Annotated in this window: 12 protein-coding genes and 2 pseudogenes; 6 read left to right on the forward strand and 8 right to left on the reverse strand. The window is 64.5% G+C overall.

Annotation, left to right across the window (positions count from 1 at the left end; all coding sequences use genetic code 11):
- The first annotated feature begins 80 nt into the window (after window positions 1–80).
- Window positions 81–1,637: an amino acid permease gene (locus B1400_RS02440; protein ID WP_095612918.1), complete on the forward strand. Its 1,557-nt coding sequence runs from the start codon at window positions 81–83 to the stop codon at window positions 1,635–1,637.
- 78 nt (window positions 1,638–1,715) lie between these two features.
- Here B1400_RS02440 and B1400_RS02445 read toward each other — a convergent pair whose 3' ends face one another.
- Both B1400_RS02445 and B1400_RS02450 read right to left on the reverse strand, forming a co-directional pair.
- Entirely contained in the window at window positions 1,716–2,021 is a 306-nt protein-coding gene (locus tag B1400_RS02445) for an FtsX-like permease family protein (protein WP_235607274.1), read from the reverse strand.
- Window positions 2,018–2,848 (reverse strand): ABC transporter ATP-binding protein, encoded by an 831-nt coding sequence (locus B1400_RS02450; protein ID WP_095612866.1) that lies wholly within the window; start codon window positions 2,846–2,848, stop codon window positions 2,018–2,020. The genes B1400_RS02445 and B1400_RS02450 overlap by 4 nt, the downstream gene beginning before the upstream one ends.
- A 222-nt stretch (window positions 2,849–3,070) precedes the next feature.
- On the opposite strand from B1400_RS02450, the gene B1400_RS02455 reads away from it, so the two are divergent.
- The 4 genes and pseudogenes from B1400_RS02455 (at window position 3,071) to B1400_RS02465 (ending at window position 7,569) form a co-directional block, all read left to right on the forward strand.
- Entirely contained in the window at window positions 3,071–3,673 is a 603-nt protein-coding gene (locus B1400_RS02455; RefSeq protein WP_095612920.1) for a MarR family winged helix-turn-helix transcriptional regulator, read from the forward strand.
- Between the two features lie 66 nt (window positions 3,674–3,739).
- A pseudogene (locus B1400_RS10110) lies at window positions 3,740–4,718 on the forward strand (ABC transporter permease); the annotation flags it as partial.
- Between the two features lie 95 nt (window positions 4,719–4,813).
- Window positions 4,814–5,659 (forward strand): annotated as a pseudogene (locus B1400_RS10115) (ABC transporter ATP-binding protein); the annotation flags it as partial.
- Between the two features lie 74 nt (window positions 5,660–5,733).
- Entirely contained in the window at window positions 5,734–7,569 is a 1,836-nt protein-coding gene (locus tag B1400_RS02465) for an ABC transporter ATP-binding protein (RefSeq protein WP_201260181.1), read from the forward strand.
- Between the two features lie 78 nt (window positions 7,570–7,647).
- On the opposite strand, the gene B1400_RS02470 is transcribed toward B1400_RS02465, so the two are convergent.
- The 3 genes from B1400_RS02470 to B1400_RS02480 all read right to left on the reverse strand — a co-directional run bounded on the left by B1400_RS02470 (window position 7,648) and on the right by B1400_RS02480 (window position 10,771).
- The gene (locus tag B1400_RS02470) at window positions 7,648–9,096 is read right to left on the reverse strand and encodes a polysaccharide deacetylase family protein (RefSeq protein WP_095612869.1); all 1,449 of its coding nucleotides are present in this window, start codon (window positions 9,094–9,096) and stop codon (window positions 7,648–7,650) included.
- 482 nt (window positions 9,097–9,578) lie between these two features.
- Entirely contained in the window at window positions 9,579–10,079 is a 501-nt protein-coding gene (locus B1400_RS02475; RefSeq protein WP_133064590.1) for a hypothetical protein, read from the reverse strand.
- Entirely contained in the window at window positions 10,079–10,771 is a 693-nt protein-coding gene (locus B1400_RS02480; RefSeq protein WP_095612871.1) for a phosphatase PAP2 family protein, read from the reverse strand. The genes B1400_RS02475 and B1400_RS02480 overlap by 1 nt, the downstream gene beginning before the upstream one ends.
- 112 nt (window positions 10,772–10,883) lie before the next feature.
- Between B1400_RS02480 and B1400_RS02485 the strand changes: the two genes are divergently transcribed.
- Window positions 10,884–11,345, forward strand: coding sequence for a hypothetical protein (locus B1400_RS02485; protein WP_095612872.1), 462 nt, complete (start codon window positions 10,884–10,886; stop codon window positions 11,343–11,345).
- A gap of 191 nt (window positions 11,346–11,536) precedes the next feature.
- On the opposite strand, the gene B1400_RS02490 is transcribed toward B1400_RS02485, so the two are convergent.
- Genes B1400_RS02490 through B1400_RS02500 form a run of 3 tightly spaced genes read right to left on the reverse strand, consistent with a single transcriptional unit; the run spans window position 11,537 to window position 17,166 of the window.
- The gene (locus B1400_RS02490; RefSeq protein ID WP_095612873.1) at window positions 11,537–12,160 is read right to left on the reverse strand and encodes a TetR/AcrR family transcriptional regulator; all 624 of its coding nucleotides are present in this window, start codon (window positions 12,158–12,160) and stop codon (window positions 11,537–11,539) included.
- Between the two features lie 51 nt (window positions 12,161–12,211).
- Window positions 12,212–14,413 carry a YhgE/Pip domain-containing protein gene (locus B1400_RS02495; RefSeq protein WP_095612874.1) on the reverse strand — a complete coding sequence of 734 codons (2,202 nt, stop codon included), beginning with the start codon at window positions 14,411–14,413 and terminating at the stop codon, window positions 12,212–12,214.
- The gene (locus B1400_RS02500) at window positions 14,410–17,166 is read right to left on the reverse strand and encodes a YhgE/Pip domain-containing protein (RefSeq protein WP_095612875.1); all 2,757 of its coding nucleotides are present in this window, start codon (window positions 17,164–17,166) and stop codon (window positions 14,410–14,412) included. The genes B1400_RS02495 and B1400_RS02500 overlap by 4 nt, the downstream gene beginning before the upstream one ends.
- Window positions 17,167–17,495: the final 329 nt, after the last annotated feature.

Below are 17,495 nucleotides of genomic sequence, written 5' to 3' on the forward strand. Positions count from 1 at the left end.
CCGATGCATCCGCCGCAAGTATGCGCAGTGCGAACGGCATGCAACAGGCGGCGGCTACAGTCGAACGTATTATGTCGAATATGCAACAACCTGACGGACCCTCCGGCCGCCGCCGTGAGAAGGCCGTGAACGCGTCGCTCGAGACCATCGATAAAGACAACGAGATGGAACGCGGGCTGACGAACCGCCATGTGCAGTTCATCGCGATCGGCGGCGCGATCGGCACCGGCCTGTTCCTCGGGTCGGGCAAGTCGATCGCGCTCGACGGGCCGAGCATCGTGCTCGTCTACATCCTCGTCGGCGGCGTCATGTTCCTGATGATGCGTGCGATCGGCGAACTGATGTACAGGGATCCGAGCCAGCACACCTTCATCAACTTCATCCGCATGTATCTGGGCAACGGCACCGGCAAATTCGCGCTGTGGACGTACTGGCTCGTGCTGATCCTGACCGGCATGACCGAGCTGTCGGCGGTCGGGCAGTACTGCGTGACGTTCTTCCATACGCTCGGCTTCGAGCTCAAGTCATGGCAGTGGCTCATCGAACTGCTGTTCCTCGTCGCGCTCGTGGGCGTGAACCTGATCGCCGTCAAACTGTTCGGCGAGACGGAGTTCTGGTTCTCGATGATCAAGATCTTCCTGATCCTCGCGCTCATCGTCACGTCGATCATCATGGTCGTCGCCGGATACCGATACGGCGCGACGAAGCTGCCGGGCTCCGACCAGACGTATCCGGCCGGGCAGGCGTCGCTCGCGAACATCGCCGACGGCTTCTCGTTCGCGCCGAACGGCTGGACGCAGATGCTGATGAGCTTCCAGATGGTCTTCTTCTCCTACACGATGATCGAATTCGTCGGCGTGACGGTATCCGAGACGAAGAATCCGCGCAAGGTCCTGCCGAAGGCGATCAACGGCATCATCCTGCGCGTGCTCGTCTTCTATGTGGGTGCGCTGCTGGCGATCATGGCGATCGTGCCGTGGCGCAACTTCATGACGAACGACAACGGCAACCAGTTCTCATCGCCGTTCATCATGGTGTTCGAATTCGCCGGCCTGCACTGGGCGGCGGCCGTCGTCTTCTTCGTCGTGCTGACCGCCGCGGCGTCGTCGCTCAACTCGCTGCTGTACTCGGCGGGGCGCCATCTGTTCCAGATCGGCGAGGAGGCGAATTCAGCCGTGCTGGGCCGATTGGGCGTCGTCTCGAAGACGAAGGTGCCGGCGCGTGCGATCGTCGTCTCGGGTGCGTTGATCCTGCTGTCGCCGGCGATCGCGGCGCTGCCGGGCGCGTCCGGCGCTTTCGTGCTGTTCTCGTCGGCGGCTTCCGCCGTGTTCATCTTCATCTACATCCTGACGATGGTCGCGCATTACCGCTACCGCAATTCGCCGCAGTTCATGCAGGACGGCTTCGTCATGCCGGCGTACCGTGTGCTCAATCCGCTGACGATCGTCTTCTTCGTGTTCATCTACGCGACGCTGTTCATCGGCTCCGACACGCGCGGCCCGGCGATCGCCGGCCTCGTATGGCTCGTCGTCTTCGGTGGTTACTGCCTGCTGCATGAGCGATTCCAGAACCGTGACCTCAAGCGGGCCATGGCGTCATCGGATGCCGCCCGTGACGACGGTGCGGGCCGGGCGTAAGGCGGATTCGCGTCAAGACGACCATATCTGATGGGGGGGCGCCGCGCGCACAGCGCGCCCCCCCATCAGCCAGTCATGTCAATCACCTGCCACCGCCTGCAGCACCGGTTTCCTGAGTGCGCGGCTTGCAGGCGAGACGCTCGCAACGAGGCCCACGAGGATGGCCGGCACGAGGAACCCGGCCAGCTGCGCCCAGGGGATGCTCATCGTGGGCAGACCGTCGTCGCGGTACGCCTGACGGACCACGGCGGCGGCGGCGGCGAGCCCCACCAGGATGCCCAACAATGTGCCGAACACCGACAGGATCACCGATTCGATGGTGATGATGGACATGACGAAACGGCCGAAATGCGCCTTCGCATCGCGTGATCCGATGCGAATCATTGGTCCGCATCCTTCCTCGGCTCGACCTCGACGGGCCCGTTCTGCGGATCGTCGTCCTGTGCGAACACCGCGAGGATGTCGTCGTACGAGGGGCGGTCGAGATCCTGGACGATCCGTCCGTCGGAAAGCACGAGCACGCGATTGGCGAACAAGGCCGCCCGCGGGTCATGGGTCACCATGACGATCGTCTGATCGTATTCGCGCACGCAGCGGCGCAGGAACTCGAGCACCCCATGGCTCGAGCGCGAATCGAGGTTGCCGGTGGGCTCGTTGGCGAAGATGACGCTCGAACGCTCCATCATCGCGCGGGCGCAGGCGACGCGCTGCTGCTGGCCGCCCGACAGCTGGCTGGGACGGTGGTCGAGCCGGTTCTCAAGGCCGCCGACGCCCACGACTTTCCTGAACCATGCGCGGTCGATCGGACGGTGCGCGATCTGCAGCGGCAGCAGGATGTTCTCCTCGGCCGTCAGCGTCGGCACGGGGTTGAAGGACTGGAAGATGAAGCCGATCTCCTTGCGGCGCAATTCGGTGAGCGCCTTCTGCTTCATCGAGGAGACCTCGAGACCCTCGATGAACGCCTTGCCGCTCGTGGGTGTGTCGAGACCGGCCATGCAATGCATGAGCGTCGATTTGCCCGAGCCTGACGGCCCCATGATCGCCGTGAGCGCATTGCGTCGGAACTCCACGGTCACATGGTCGAGGGCGACGACGTCGTTGTCCCCTTCGCCGTAACGTTTGCACAGGTCGGTCGCGCGCGCAACAACCGGGTCCCTTCCTTCTTTTCGATGTCGTGTGGTTTCCCATATAAGCCCTCCTTGAAACAACATGGACATGTCATAACTGCGGACTTGGGTCAGAAGGATAGCGGCCGTGTTTTGCATGCCGCCCGTTGTCGTGTTTGGGCGAATTTTGACAAGCATGACGATTTGGTATAAAAATCTGCACCATCATGCGTGCCGACGAGGGCATCCGGTTCGACGGCAATTTGTCTTGCACTGTAAGTAATTTACAGTGCAAGACAAATTATGCTCGTATCACAGGGGGTGATGATGGATTACCGATTGGAGGCGGTCCACGAGGTGATGTTCGCGATGTGGGCATCGCGCTCGCGGGCGACGCGCGCGTTCGAACGTGGGGCGCAGGGCGAGATGTTCGTGTTGCGCGAGCTCTCGTTCCAAGGGCCGCGTACGCCGAAGCAGCTCGCCGATGCGATGGGGGCGACGTCGGGGCGCATCTCGTCGATCCTGTCCAGCCTGGGCAGGAAGGGCTGGATCGTGCGCACCGCCGACCCCGCGGACCGTCGCAGCGTCGTCATCGAACTGTCCGATGACGGGCGCCGTGCCGTCAAAGACCATGGCGACGAGCTCATCGCGAGGCTTGAATGGGTGTTCTCGCAGATGGGTGAACGGCGTACGCGCGATTTTGTGGGGCTGCTGGGCGAATTCATGACCTACCTGTCGATCTGCGATCCGGAGGGCGAGCCTCCCGCGGCCGAACGGGTGCGGGAGGCCTTCGACCGCAACCGCAGGCTGCATGAGCGGATGATCGAGATGGCTCGCGATGGCCGTCAGGGTTGCGCGATGGGCGATCCGCCCCATCCCTGGTTCACGCCGGAGGTGGCCGCCGAGGCCGGCCGGGAGGATCGCGTCTGACGCCGACGCCCCACGGCTGCGTCAATGCCCGAGAACATGAAAAACCTTACACTATAAGGAAAAACAATGTTACGAATCATGAAATACCTCTCCAAGACGGAGATCGGCCAGCTGCTGCTGTCGCTCGTCACAATCGTCGGTCAGGTGTACTTCGACCTCGAGCTGCCGAGCTACATGTCGGAGATCACGCGCCTCGTCGAGACGCCGGGCAGCCAGATGCGCGACATCTGGATCTCCGGCGGCAAGATGCTGCTCGTCTCCCTCGGGTCGCTCGTCTGCGCCGTCATCACCGGGTACTTCGCCGCCCGCGTCGCCGCGTCCTTCGGGCAGCGGCTGCGCTCGCTCGAGTTCCGCAAAGTGGAGTCCTTCGGCCCCTCCGAGATGCACCGCTTCTCCACCGCGAGCCTCATCACGCGTTCGACGAACGACGTCACGCAGATCCAGATGTTCATCACGATGGGGCTGCAGATGCTCATCAAATCGCCGATCATGGCCGTGTGGGCCGTGTGCAAGATCGCGGGCGAGGGCTTCGAATGGACGCTCGCCACCGGCATCGCCGTGGCGGTCCTCATCGCCTCGATCGCCGTGCTCATGGTGCTCGTCATGCCGAAGTTCAAGGCGATGCAGCAGCTCACCGACGACATCAATCTGGTGACGCGCGAGAACCTGACCGGCATGCGCGTCGTGCGCGCCTACAACGCCCAGGATTATCAGGAAGGCAAATTCGAGCGGGCGAACGGCAACCTGACGGACACGCAGCTGTTCACGAACCGCGCGATGTCGGTGATGATGCCGCTCATGGGCACGATCATGAACGGGCTGTCGCTCGCGATCTACTGGATCGGCGCCTATCTGATTCAGGACGCCGGTCTGACCGACAAGCTCACGCTGTTCTCGAACATGGTCGTGTTCTCCAGCTACGCCATGCAGGTGGTGATGAGCTTCCTGCTCATGAGCATGGTGTTCGTGCTGTGGCCGCGCGCCGACGTCTCCGCGCACCGTGTGCTCGAAGTCCTCGACACCGATCCGCTCGTCAAGTCCGGTGCCGTCAGGCGCGGGCTCACCGTACAGGAGGCCGAGCGGCGCGGCGTCGTCGCGCCGGCGGAACGCGCGCGGTACTCCGACGACCTCGAGCTCGCCGGCGAGATCGAATTCCGCGACGTGAGCTTCACCTACCCTGATTCGCGCGAGGCGATGCTCGAACACATCAGTTTCACGGTGAACCGGGGCGACACGGTCGCGATCATCGGTTCGACCGGCTCGGGCAAGTCGTCGCTCATCAACCTCGTGCCGCGCTTCTACGATGCGACCGACGGGCAAGTGCTCGTCGATGGTGTGGATGTGCGCGAATACGATCTCAAGACGCTGCGCGACAAGATCGGCTATGTGCCGCAGCGCTCCTTCCTGTTCAAAGGCACCGTCGAATCGAACGTGAGCTACGGCGATCGGCCCGACGAGCCCGAGGACGTGCCGATGATCGACGTCTCGCGCATGAGCGGGCGCAACGCGGAGCGCGAGTTCCTCAAGGCGGACGAGGCGCGTGGTCTCACCGCGCAGGAGGCGAACCGCGTACGCGAGGCGAGCGGCGTCGCGCAGGCCACCGAATTCGTGGACAAGATGCCGCAGGGCTTCCTCTCGCCGATCGCGCAAGGCGGCACGAACGTGTCGGGAGGCCAGAAGCAGCGTCTGTCGATCGCGCGCGCCGTCTACCGCGACCCGGAGATCCTGATCTTCGACGATTCGTTCTCGGCGCTTGATTTCAAGACCGACCGCGAGGTGCGCGACGCGCTCAAGGCATATGCGAAGGACGCGACGAAACTCATCGTGGCGCAGCGCGTCGGCACGATCATGGACGCCGACTGCATCCTCGTGCTCGAGGACGGCAAGGTGGTGGGCCAGGGCACACACCGCGAACTGCTCGAGAGCTGCAAAGTGTATCAGGAGATCGCGAAATCGCAGCTGAGCGAGGAGGAGCTCGGCGCGTGAGCGCGCGTCACCGCCGGATGGGCGGATGCGGATATACGGATTATCGATAAGGATGTGAGAATATGCCAGGACCAATGGGACATGGGCGCGCAGGGGCGCCCGTCGAGAAAGCCGACGACTTCGGCGGCGCGCTCAAAGAGCTGATGCGCTTCAGCAAGCGGTACATCCCGGCGATCGTCATCGCGCTGGTCCTCGGCGTGGGCGGCGCGATCTGCCAGATCATAGGGCCCGACTACCTCGGCGACATGACCGACGAGATCACCAAGGGGCTGCCGGCGCTCGTGCACGGCAAACCGGTGCTGCGGTCGATCGACATGGCCGCGGTGACGCGCATCGGGTGGACCCTTGTGGCGCTCTACGTGGGCTACGCCCTGCTCTCGTACGTGCAGAGCTGGATGATGGCCACCGTCACGCAGCGCACGGCGCAGCGCCTGCGCGCGGCCATCGACGTGAAGATGAACAAGCTGCCGCTCAAATACTTCGACGAGCACAGCACCGGCGACGTGATGAGCCGCATCACGAACGACGTGGACGCCGTGGGGCAGACGCTCGGGCAGTCGCTCGGCTCGCTCATCTCGTCGGTCACGCTGTTCGTGGGCTCGCTCGTCATGATGTTCGCGAACAACTGGATCCTGGCGTTGTGCGCGGTGGGCGCAAGCCTGCTCGGCATGGTGCTCATGGTCGTCGTGATGAAGTTCTCGCAGCGGTACTTCGTCAAGCAGCAGATGGCGCTCGGTGACGTGAACGGCCATGTCGAGGAGATGTACAGCGGGCACACCGTCGTCAAGGCCTTCGGCGGCGAGGCCGATGCGATCCGCAGTTTCGAGCGCTACAACAACGACCTGTACGACTCGGGCTGGAAGAGCCAGTTCATCTCGGGCCTCATGATGCCGATGATGAACCTCGTGGGCAATCTCGGCTACGTCGTCGTGTGCGTCGTCGGCGCGGCGCTCGCGATGAACGGCACGATCGAATTCGGCGTGATCGTGGCGTTCATGCTCTACATCCGCCTGTTCACGCAGCCGCTCTCGCAGTTCGCGCAGGCGTTCCAGAACCTGCAGCGCTGCGCCGCGGGTTCCGAACGGGTGTTCACCTTCCTCAACGAGCCCGAGCTCGCCGACGAGTCCGACAAGCAGCCGCTGCTCGGTTACGGCAGCGACGGCGAGATCACGCCCGGCGAAGGCCGCGTGAGCTTCGAGCATGTGCGATTCGGATACGAACCGAACAAGCTCGTCATCCACGATTTCTCAGCGGACGTGGAGCCGGGGCAGAAGGTGGCGATCGTGGGTCCCACCGGCGCGGGCAAGACGACGATGGTGAATCTGCTCATGCGATTCTACGAAATCGCCGGCGGCAGGATCTCGATAGACGGCATCGACACGAAGGACGTGCCGCGTTGGAACGTGCACGACCAGTTCTCGATGGTGCTGCAGGACACATGGGTGTTCCAGGGCACCGTCCGCGAGAACGTGGCGTATGCGAAGGAGGATGTGACCGACGAGCAGGTGGCCGCCGCCTGCCGCGCCGTGGGCCTCGACCGCTACATCCGTTCGCTGCCGGACGGCTACGACACCGTGCTCGACGAATCGGCGACACTGTCGCAGGGCCAGAAGCAGCTGCTGACGATCGCGCGCGCGATGGTGCAGGATTCGCCGATCCTGATCCTTGATGAGGCGACGAGCTCGGTCGACACGCGCACCGAGGAGCTCATCCAGACGGCGATGGACAAACTCACCGAAGGACGCACGAGCTTCGTCATCGCGCATCGTCTGTCCACGATCCGCGACGCCGACATGATCCTCGTCATGAAGGACGGCGACATCGTCGAACGCGGTACGCACGACGAGCTGCTTGCACGCGGCGGCTTCTACGCCGACATCTACAACGCGCAGTTCTCGCTCGCGCAGTAAAACCGAGTGCGCGGTGGCCGCCTGGATTCGGCGGCCGCCGCGCACTGTGCTGAAGGAGTGCGCCGGGCAGACGGGCCGTCAGCGGGTGGGCTCGTTGCCGTTCGGCGGCAGGCTGTCCTGCGCCGTGTCGCCTCGTGCGTAGAACACGGTGCCGGGGTCGAGTTCATCGGTGAGCAGTTGGGAGACGGTGACCAGATGGAAGCCGCGCTCGCGCAGTCCGCTGACGATCTGCGGGATCGCCTCGACGGTGCGCTCGTTGCCGTCATGCAATGCGATGATCGCCCCGGCGGTCGCGCCGTTGAGCACATTGTCCGCGATGTCGGCGGCGCTCGCCTTCGCGTCCCAGTCGCGCGCGTCGACGTTCCACAGGATGACCGATTGTCCGTCGGCGCGGGCGGTTTCGACGACGTCCTCGCTCCACGCGCCGTCCGGCGCCCGGAACAACGTCGGCTTGGCCACGCCGGCGTCTTCGATGACCTCGTCGGTGTCGTGGAACCATTTGCCGAGCTCGTCGGCGGACAACGTGTGCAGCTGCCTATGCCTCCAGCTCATCGAGCCGATCTCGTGGCCCTGCGCGCCCATCGTCGCGAGCAGCTGCTTGTTGCTGCCCGAAACGAACTGCCCCTGCACGAAGAACGTGGCCGGGGCGTCCGCTGCGTGCAACGCGTCGAGCAGCCGCGGCGTCACCTGCTTGTTCGGGCCGTCGTCGAAGGTGAGCGCGACGCATGCGGTCAGCTCGCAGTCGAGCGGCATCGCGTTGACGACGGCGTCGGTCGCCTTCGTCAACGCGGCAAGCACGTCGTTGATCTGCTCGTTCGTCGCCGTGGAGGTTGGCTCGAGCGCCGCCTTCGCCTGCTCGATCTGCACCTGCAGCGCCGCGCGCAGATCGGCGGCCGCGTTGTGCTCGGAGCGCGCATAGACGGTGTTCGCGAACGTGAGCTCCTTCTGCAGCTCGCCGCGGCGGTCGGCGTTGCGCGCGCCTTCGACGAGCTGCTGCAGCGTGTCGGCGTCGGTCTGCACGTCGCGCATACGGTTCACCATGCTCGTGTTCGCGATCGTGAACCTGCCGGAGAGGTCGGTGAGCGCGGCGGTGTCCATATCCGCGGTGCAGTTCGCCGCGGTCAGCGAGGAGACGGTGTGGGTGTCGTCGATGTGGTCGATCTTGCTCGTGAGCGCTGTGGCATGCTCCTCGCTGACCGTCTTCGCCTCGTCGCCGCGCGCGAGCTTGCCTGCGGACGAGATCGTCGTCGTGTAGGTGGTGTTGAGTGTGGCGAACTCGCGTTGCGCGGCTGTGCAGTCGGTGAGGGCGGTCATGTGCGCCTGCTGCTGACGGCGGTGGGAGGCGCCGATGATCGGGATGATGATCGCCGCGAGCACGCCGGCGACGACGACGAACGCCGCGACGAGCGCGAGGATCGTGTTGCGACGCCGGTGCGGCGATGGATCGGCGGTCGTTTCGACTGCCATGTCGAGGAAATCGGGCTGGTCGAGTTGGTCGTTGCGGTGGTCGGAAGAATCGTCGCTCATAGTGCCCCCTCAGTACCCCATTGTTGCGATTGCATTGTTGGGTACCAGTATAAACCCATTGTGCGCGAAATCGATGCAAGGCTTCGGATGATATAAACAGCAGATGTGGATAGTTGGTGTGGCGGTATTGTGGCTAGTCTCTCCTGCACATAACTCGGTTGCTCGGGCGAATTGTCGAGTGATGCGCGCGCTGTGTTGGCCGGGTGGGATGACGCCGGGTGGTATGGGGCGGAGATGATACAAAAGCACACAGAGAATCAGGAATTGGGCACATAATCAATCATGGATGATCGCAATTGCACATGGGAGGAGTGCGTGGCTATGGTCGCCGTCGCATTACTCGATAGTCACTGCGAACTATCGGGTAATGCGGCGGCTGCGGCGGCTGCGGCGGCTGCGGCGGCTGAGGCGGCGAGGGGCATATGTGTGGCGCAGACAGTCGGCTGCCGATTCGCGTGGATGCGTCGCGAAGCCGATGCACGTCATGCACGTTCGGCCGACTGCGGCGGCAGGGACTCGAAATACTGGTGGCGTACGGCGAGGTAGGCGGGGAAACAGGCGAGCACGAGCGCGGCGGCGACGTAGGCGGTGATGACGTCGTTGTGCTGCACCCAGGGGCCGAGGGTGCGGTAGGTAATCGTCAAGATTGCCGCCAAGCCCGCGACGCACAGCGCGGCCGCTATCAGACGTTCGTTGCATGTGCGGTGCGCGTCAAGGCACGCGAGCAGCAGTCGGTAGATCAGATAGACGGCCGCGAGCCAGAACACGACCGACCAGCACATGATCGTCAGATCGCGGCTGTTCTGCTCGGGCGTCGCCGAGCAATGGTCGGGGTCACAGTCGGACGGCAGGTCGGAGACATGGTTCTCGGCGGCGATGACCACGAAAAACGCGGTGACGAGCAGCGGAAGGATGTCGAGCACCGCGACGAGGCCGAGCACCCACGAAATCCATTCGGGCGGCCTGTGAAAGCGCGCGCCCATCAGCGATCCCCGGAATCCATGGACAGCAGCATGAGCTTCATGATCGGGATCGACAGCAGCGTCAGATAGGCGATCGAGTACAGGCATCCGGCGAGAACGTCGCTCGCGTAGTGGACGCCCAGATAGACGCGCGTGGCCATGACGATCGGCGGGATGAGCGCGAGCAGCACGATCGCGACCCATTTGATCGCGCGTCGCCAATAACGGTAGGCGAGGTAGATGAGGAAGCCGTAGAACGCCGTCGACGCCATCGCGTGGCCGGAGGGGAAGCTGAAGCCCTGTTCGGCGATCAGACGGTGCTCGAGCGGCGGCCGCGGGCGCGCGACGATGCGTTTGAGGATCTCGTTGAGCGTCGCCTCGACGGCGAGATTGACGGCGACGGCGACGCCGATGCGCCAACGCCGCAACGCGCATGCGGCGCCGAGGATGACGACGGTGAGCCCGATGAGCGTTGCGACGCCGGACATCTGCGTGAACATGACGACGGCGGGCGTCAATGACGGCGAGATGACATGCGTGGACAGCCACGCATAGACCGCCGCATCCATCTGCAGCGGGCCGCCGTGTGCGAGCAGCACGGCGATGGCGAAGGCCGTCGCGCCGCATATGGCGAGGACGCCGACGATCAGCCATCCGTGACGGCGCAGGAAGGACGCTCGGGGCTCAAGGGTTGCGGAATCGGAACTGTGCATGCCACAAGGGTACGGCGCAGGCGCGGACGAGGATTTGCGCTCCGGTGACGCGATGGCCATAATGAGGAGGATGTCGAACAGATGTTCGGATGAGTGAAAGCGAGGAACGGGCGTGAGTGCGTGGCGCAGCGTGAGGAGATTCTACCGACGGCATCGAACGGCGGTCACGTCGGCGGCCGTGTTCGCGGCGGCGATGGCGCTCGTCGGGCGTGTGCCGCTGATGCCCGACGCGGACGCGTTGTACACGCCATTGAGCGGCGTGAGTTCCTTCATCCTCTCGCCGGCGGCCGGTGGCGCGCTGCTGTACCGGCAGCGCTCGCGGCGCGCGATGTGGTGGTACGCGCTCGCGATGGTCGCGGGGACGACGGCGCCGATGCTGTACGGGTATTTCCACAACATCGTCAACGACGGGACTATCGGCGGTCTCATCGGCAGCGTGACCGGAGGGATCACAAGCGAGGCCGGCGGCGCGCTCGCGACGCTCGCGTCGATGGCACCGGTGCTGCTGTTCGTCGGCGGCGCATTGGGCGGCTACTGGCTCGCGCAGCGCTTCGGCCGCCGTCGGCGACGGTAGGCGGCAGTCGGACAAAAGAAAGAGGCCCGGCCGAAGGGAAGAAGCCGGGCCTCCGAGAGAGAGGAAAGAGAAGAAAGAAGGGTTTTCGATTATGTCAACCTCGCGGCTGATGACTTCAATATAACCACCGGTATCTTGAAGTAACGCTGGAACATGCTGTGAAGTTGCTGAAAATCGGTGATCGTCCGTCGTCAGGCGCGGATCGACGGCCACAGCAGCGCGGCCATATGCGAGGCCCAGGCGTCATGGGAGCCGTCGCCGGGGGCGCCGAGCGCCTTGCAGGCGAGCATCGAACCGAGTGCCGTGCGGAACAGGAACGGCGCGTCCAGCCCTTGGCGGTAGACGCCGCGTTCGGCGCCGCGCGCGAGGAACTCGGCGAAGCGCTCGCAGACCGGACGGATGACGTTGTCGGCGACCTCGCGCAGCCGGTCGTTGTTCGATGACAATACGATGCCGACGGCAGTGAGGCCGACCTTCTCGTCGAAGCGGTCGACGATGCGTCGCAGCGCCGCCGTGAGCCCGTCATGGCCCGGCTCGATGCCGTCGAGGTCGACCGGCAGCACGAGCGTATGCGTCAGCTGCCGGATGAGGTCGTCGCTGTTCGCGAAGCGCCGGTAGATCGTCGTCTTCGCGACGCCGGACTTGCGTGCGACCGCCTCGATCGTGACCGCGCCGATGCCCTTCGCGATGAGGATCTCCAGCGTCGCGCGCATGATCTTGCCGTCGGTGCGCTCGCGGCGCTGCTCATGCCGTTCGGTATGCCGTGTCCGGACGGTCGCGTGGACGCCGTCGGTCGGCTGTGCTGTTGCGCTCATGGTCTTCCTCTCAGATGGTCGGATGCTCGGGGACGAAATCGGATGCGGCCGTCAGCTGATGAGCTTCGTGCTTTCGACCTTGCGCTCATACCACAGATTGAAGCGGATCAGGCCGCGACGCAGTCCGAAGCCGATGATGAGCAGCGGCACGAGGAAGAGCGCGAGCTTGCCCATCGCGATCCAATAGTCGTTCTGGTAGATGCCGGCGATCGCGCTGCGCAGCGCGGCCGTCGAATAGGTGACCGGCAGCCACGGGCTGACGTCGCTGAGGAAGTGCGGCAGGATCGCGAGCGGATACGCGGCGTCCGATCCGGAGATCTGCATGACGAGGAACAGCACGGCGATCGCCTTGCCGACGTTGCCGAAGCTCGCGATGAGCGTGTACGTGAAGAACGAATAGACGATCGCGCTGAACCAGCCGTCGAGCATGAACAGCCACGGGTGCACGGCCTGCACGCGCAGGAACAACAGCGTGCCGGCGAGTGAGAACGTCGCCTGCAACAGCACGATCGCGCCGAACACGAGATAATGGCCGAGGAACTGCTGCCACGGCTTCGGATCGCCCAGTTCGAGCTGCCGTTTCCTCGACAGGTTCACCTTGAGCGTCACCGCCGTCAGGATCGCGCCCACCCACAACGGCAGGAAGGTGTAGAACGGCGTCAACGACGTGCCGAAGTTCGCCACCGGGAACAGAGCCTTCGTCTTGAGCTCGACCGGTGCCGACAATGTGCTCGCGAGCGTCGACGAGTTGCCGGCGAGCACCTGCTTGACGGTGCCCATGTCCCCGGTGTTGAGCGCCTTCGTCAGCTGCCCGCTGAAGTCGGCGAGCTTCGTGGCCGCCGCGTCGAGGTCGTCGGCGGCGTCGTCGAGCAGCGCGCGCACTTTGGCGATCTGCTCGTCGGCCGTCGCCGTCGAGCTGTCGAGATCGCCGAGCGCGTCCTTGAGCGTCGTCACGCTTGTCGCCAGCTGCCCCGAGGCGTTCGTGAACGATGCGTCCATCCGCTCGAGGTCCGGCTTGATCGACGCGTCGAAATCGGTGGAGATGCCGCCGACCGCCGACTTCGCCTGCGACGCCAGATCCTTGATCGACTGCCGCGTCTCGCCGTTGACCTTCACATGGTCGCTGATGTCGGCGGCAGCCGCGTCGAGTCGTGTGGCCAGTTGCGAGAGCGTCGTGGAGGCGGCGTCGAGACGGTCGATGAGCGACTGGATGCGCGCGCGCACGGCGCCGTCCTGCGGCAGCGACGACTTGTCGAGCAGCTCCTGCAGCCTGTCGCGCGTCGTCGCGTAGTCCTTCGCCTCGCCGGCGACGTTCCCCGAGATGTTCGTGATGGCGGCCGCCGCCGCGTTCGCCTGGCCGTCGACGCCGTCGAACAACGTGTCGACGCTGCCGGCGAGCGATTCCATGCTCGTCGAGCTCGCATTGAGCGCCTGCTGCAGCGCGTCCGTCGACGTGCCGAGCGCGCCGGAGAGGTCGGCGACCGACCGCTTCGCGTCGGACAGCTCGCCGACGGCGCCGTCGACGCCCGACTTCGTCTGTGCGACGAGATCCTTCGAACTCGCCATCAATGTCTGCGCGGAGCCGGTGAGCTGGCTGTACGAACGCAGCGTCGTCGCGCTGTCGGCAAGCGTCGTGGACAGGTCGTCGACGGTCGCGTTGAAATTGCTCAGCCGGTCCTTCGCCTCCGGCTTGTCGAGCATGTCGACCATCGACGACGCGACGTTGAGCGCCGTGTCGGTGATCGTCTTCGCGAACATCTCGTTGATCGACGCCGCGATCGTGTCCGCGCCCTGCCCGGTGACCTTCGGTGCGAGCGCGTTGAGCTTCTCGTTGTCGTAGTAGTCGAGCACCGCATGGTCCGCATTGGTCGAGAAGAACGTCAGCATCGTCTTGCTGAAGTCCTTCGGGATGATGACGGCGGCGTAGTATTCGCCGGACTTCGTGCCGTCGATCGCCTCCTGCTTCGTCTTCGTGAAGTTCCAGTCGAGCTGCGTGTTCGCGCGCAGCGTGTTGACGACCTCGTCGCCGATGTTGATGCGCATCGGCAGCAGGTCGCCCTTGTACCCCTCGTCCTCGTTCGCGATCGCGAACTGCAGGTTCTTCGTGTTCGCGAAGGGGTCCCAGCAGGCGGCCACGTTGAACCATGTGAACAGACCCGGGATGACGGTCAGTCCGATGACGATGATGATCGACGCGATGTTGCTCGTCAGCCGTTTCACGTCGTCGATGAAGATCCTGCCCACCATCTTCATGCCGAACGCCTCCCCTCATGCCGTCCATGGTGCGGGCGCAGGCCCTGCACGCCCTTCGTCAGCCGTTCGCGCAGCTCGTGCAGATCGAGGTCGAGCGTGTCCTCGAGGTCGCCCATGTCGTCCTCCTCTTCTTCCTCGTCATCATCGTCGTCGTCGGCGTCGGCGATCGTCTTCGCGGCCTTCGCGTAGGTCTTCGCGAACTTCGGCGCCGACGGCATCGTGATGATGCCGCGGTTGAGCACGAGGTCGCGCAGCGCGTCCTTGTCGAGCGTGCCGAGTTCGGCTTCGCGGCGCAGGCTGTTGCGGATCGATTCGACGACCATCAGGAAGGTGATGATGCACAGGATCCAGACGATCCATGTCGCGAGAGCCACGAGCTTCGTGCCGTTCGTGAACGAGAACGTGATGAACAGCACGACCGGTACGACGAATCCGGCGATGAGCGCGCCGCGCATCAGCTTCGGGTAGAGGCGCGCGAACTTCGTGGCGCGCGCCTCCACGCGTTTGCGGTAGTCCTCCTGGTTCGCGAGGACGGCCACCGCCTGACGCAGGCTGAACCTATGCGTCGGCGTGTAGACGCGTTCGCTGTTGACCATGTCCGCCTCGTTGAGTTCACGGGAGAACAGATGGTTGAAGCTCGACATGAGCGGACGCAGTCCCAGTCCGATCGCGAAGGCGAGCGCCATGAACAGCAGCAGCGTCAGCATGTCCTTCGCCCAGTGGCCGTCGTAGAAGCCGCCGATCGTCTCGCGGAACGCGCCAATCGAATAGGTGAAGGGGAACAGCGGGTACAGCGCGCGGTAGAAGGCCGGCATCATCTCGATCGGGTACAGGCCGGAGGCGCCCGGGATCTGCACCATGATGAGCGCGACGACGAGCGCCTTGCCGACGTGCATGAAGGTCGCGGACAACGCGTATGCGATCGAGACGTAGACGATCGACGTGAACCATGCGGTGAAGACGAACAGCGCGGCGTTCTTCATCTGCACGCCGATGACGATGTCGCCGATCGCGACGACGATGCCCTGCATGCCGGCGATGAGCGCAAGCAGCAGGAAGCGCGCGAGATAGGTCTGCCACATCTTCGGATCGCGTTCCTCGAGCCCTTCGTGATCCACTTCGAGGCGGATGAGCACCATCAGCATGAACGCGCCGACCCACAGCGCCAGGCTCGTGAACAGCGGCGCCATCGCCGAGCCGTAGGTGTCGACCGGGTAGAGCGTGTGCGTCTTGAGCACGGTCGGCGACAGCATGAAGCCCGCGATGCGCGAGACGTCGACGTCGCCGTCGGCGCCGGTGAGCTGCGCGAGCAGGTCGGTGTTCGCGAGCGTGCCCAGATCGGTCGACGTCGTGTCGAGGCGGTCGATGAAGGTCTTGAGCAGGCTGTCCGTGCTCGCGAGCGACGAGTCGGCGTCCTCGCTGATCGAGTCGATCTGGTCGAGCACGAGCTTCGCCTGCGCGGACAGCGACGCCTGGCCGTTGAGCGATCCGGCGAGCGCGCCGCTCGTGCCGGCGAGCGAGCTCAGGCCGGCGTTGAGCTGCGGCAGCGCCGACGAGTTGATCGTCGAGCGTGCGCCGGCGAGCGAGTCGATCGTCGACGTCGACGTCGTCGAGAACTGGTTGATCGTGTCCAGCGAGTCCGTCGCGGCCTGCTGCGTCGATTTGTTCAGTTCGGTGAGCGAGGCGAGCGTCTGCGCGGATTTGCGGTTCTCCTGTTCGAGCAGCGTCACGATCTCGTTGATCTGCTCGGACAGCGGGTTGTCGGGCAGATTCTTCAGGTCGTCGAGGATCTTCGCCGTGTCCTCGTTCACCGACGTCATGTTGTTGAGGGCGGCGCCGGTCGCCCCGCTCGCCGTGAGGACGCCGTTGGCGATGCGCGTCGCGTCGCTCGACGCGCGCCCGGTCGCCTGCAGCATCAGGTTGCCGCCCTTGTCCAGCTGGTTCGACGCGTTCGTCGCGAAGGTGTTGATCGACCCCTGCGATTTCGTCAGCAGGCCGTTCGCCGTCGTCAGGCCGTCGCTCGCGCTCGTCGACGCCGCCGTGACGTCGCCGAGCGCCTCGCGGGCCGCCGCCGTCTTCGATTTCGTCGTGCCGAGCGTCGCGCGCAGCTGCGCGATCGTCGTGCGCGCGTCCTCGAGGTTGGATTTCGTCTTGTTCAGCTGCGCGGTCGTCTTCGCGACCGTCGTGGTGGAGTCGTGCTTGATCGTCGTGTTCGTCTTGTTGACGACGTCGCCGATGACGCCGCTGACCGTGGAGACGAAGGTGCTGTTGATCTGGCGGTCGACGGTCGTGGCGCCGACGCCGGTGATCTTCGGCGCGACCGGGTTCGCCTTCTCGTTGACGTAGTAGTCGATCTGCGGGCGGTTCGTCGCGTCGGTGAGCACGTTGGCGATCCGGTCGCTGAAATCGGACGGGATGACGATCGCCGCGTAGCATCGCGCGGCCTCGACGCATTCGAGCGCCTTCGCGCGGTCCATGAAGTCCCATCCGAGCTGGTGGTTCTTCTTGAGCGTGTCCTCGATCTGGTCGCCGAGTTCGAGCTTGCCCATCAGGTCGCTGTGCGAGCCTTTGTCCTCGTTCGCGACGGCGACGCGGATGCCGCTCGTGTTGCCGTAGGGGTTCCAGAAGCCGGCGATGTTGAACCACGCGTACAGCGGCGGGATGAAGGTCAGTCCGAAGAGGATGACCCAGGCGGTGGGCACGCGCAGCAGACGCTTGAGGTCTCTGCCGAGAATGAACCATATGTTGCGCATGGTGCCTCTGCTCCTCGTGTTCCTCGGTGCTCTGATGGTGCGGGTCGCGACGGCAGCGCGTCGGCGGCCGTCATACGGACAGCAACCCTATACGCTACGGTGTACGTAGCGATACGGATGCTGTAGCGTTTGCGTGTCGATGCCGTGGCTGCGGCTGCTTCCTACCATTGTGCGACGCCGCTTCGGCGGACGCTTTTGCTGAAGAAGAACACGGGGAGGGGAGGCTGAACGGTGGGGTGTGTGGCGGCCGCGGCAGTCAGTGGTTGACTTCAATCACCGACTGCCGTCTGAGCTGCTCATAGCGGCAGTAAGTGGTTGAGCTCAATCGC

It is taken from the genome of Bifidobacterium italicum (assembly GCF_002286915.1).
In the GTDB taxonomy this organism is placed as follows: domain Bacteria; phylum Actinomycetota; class Actinomycetes; order Actinomycetales; family Bifidobacteriaceae; genus Bifidobacterium; species Bifidobacterium italicum.

Bases quoted from the DNA above. Each gene is read 5' to 3' on its own strand.
- B1400_RS02475 (WP_133064590.1), bottom strand. From the start codon at position 10,079: ATGGGCGCGCGCTTTCACAGGCCGCCCGAATGGATTTCGTGGGTGCTC.
- B1400_RS02440 (WP_095612918.1), top strand. From the start codon at position 81: ATGCAACAACCTGACGGACCCTCCGGCCGCCGCCGTGAGAAGGCCGTG.
- B1400_RS02445 (WP_235607274.1), bottom strand. From the start codon at position 2,021: ATGATTCGCATCGGATCACGCGATGCGAAGGCGCATTTCGGCCGTTTC.
- B1400_RS02450 (WP_095612866.1), bottom strand. From the start codon at position 2,848: ATGTTGTTTCAAGGAGGGCTTATATGGGAAACCACACGACATCGAAAA.
- B1400_RS02470 (WP_095612869.1), bottom strand. From the start codon at position 9,096: ATGAGCGACGATTCTTCCGACCACCGCAACGACCAACTCGACCAGCCC.
- B1400_RS02465 (WP_201260181.1), top strand. From the start codon at position 5,734: ATGGGACATGGGCGCGCAGGGGCGCCCGTCGAGAAAGCCGACGACTTC.
- B1400_RS02495 (WP_095612874.1), bottom strand. From the start codon at position 14,413: ATGAAGATGGTGGGCAGGATCTTCATCGACGACGTGAAACGGCTGACG.
- B1400_RS02500 (WP_095612875.1), bottom strand. From the start codon at position 17,166: ATGCGCAACATATGGTTCATTCTCGGCAGAGACCTCAAGCGTCTGCTG.
- B1400_RS02490 (WP_095612873.1), bottom strand. From the start codon at position 12,160: ATGAGCGCAACAGCACAGCCGACCGACGGCGTCCACGCGACCGTCCGG.
- B1400_RS02455 (WP_095612920.1), top strand. From the start codon at position 3,071: ATGGATTACCGATTGGAGGCGGTCCACGAGGTGATGTTCGCGATGTGG.
- B1400_RS02480 (WP_095612871.1), bottom strand. From the start codon at position 10,771: ATGCACAGTTCCGATTCCGCAACCCTTGAGCCCCGAGCGTCCTTCCTG.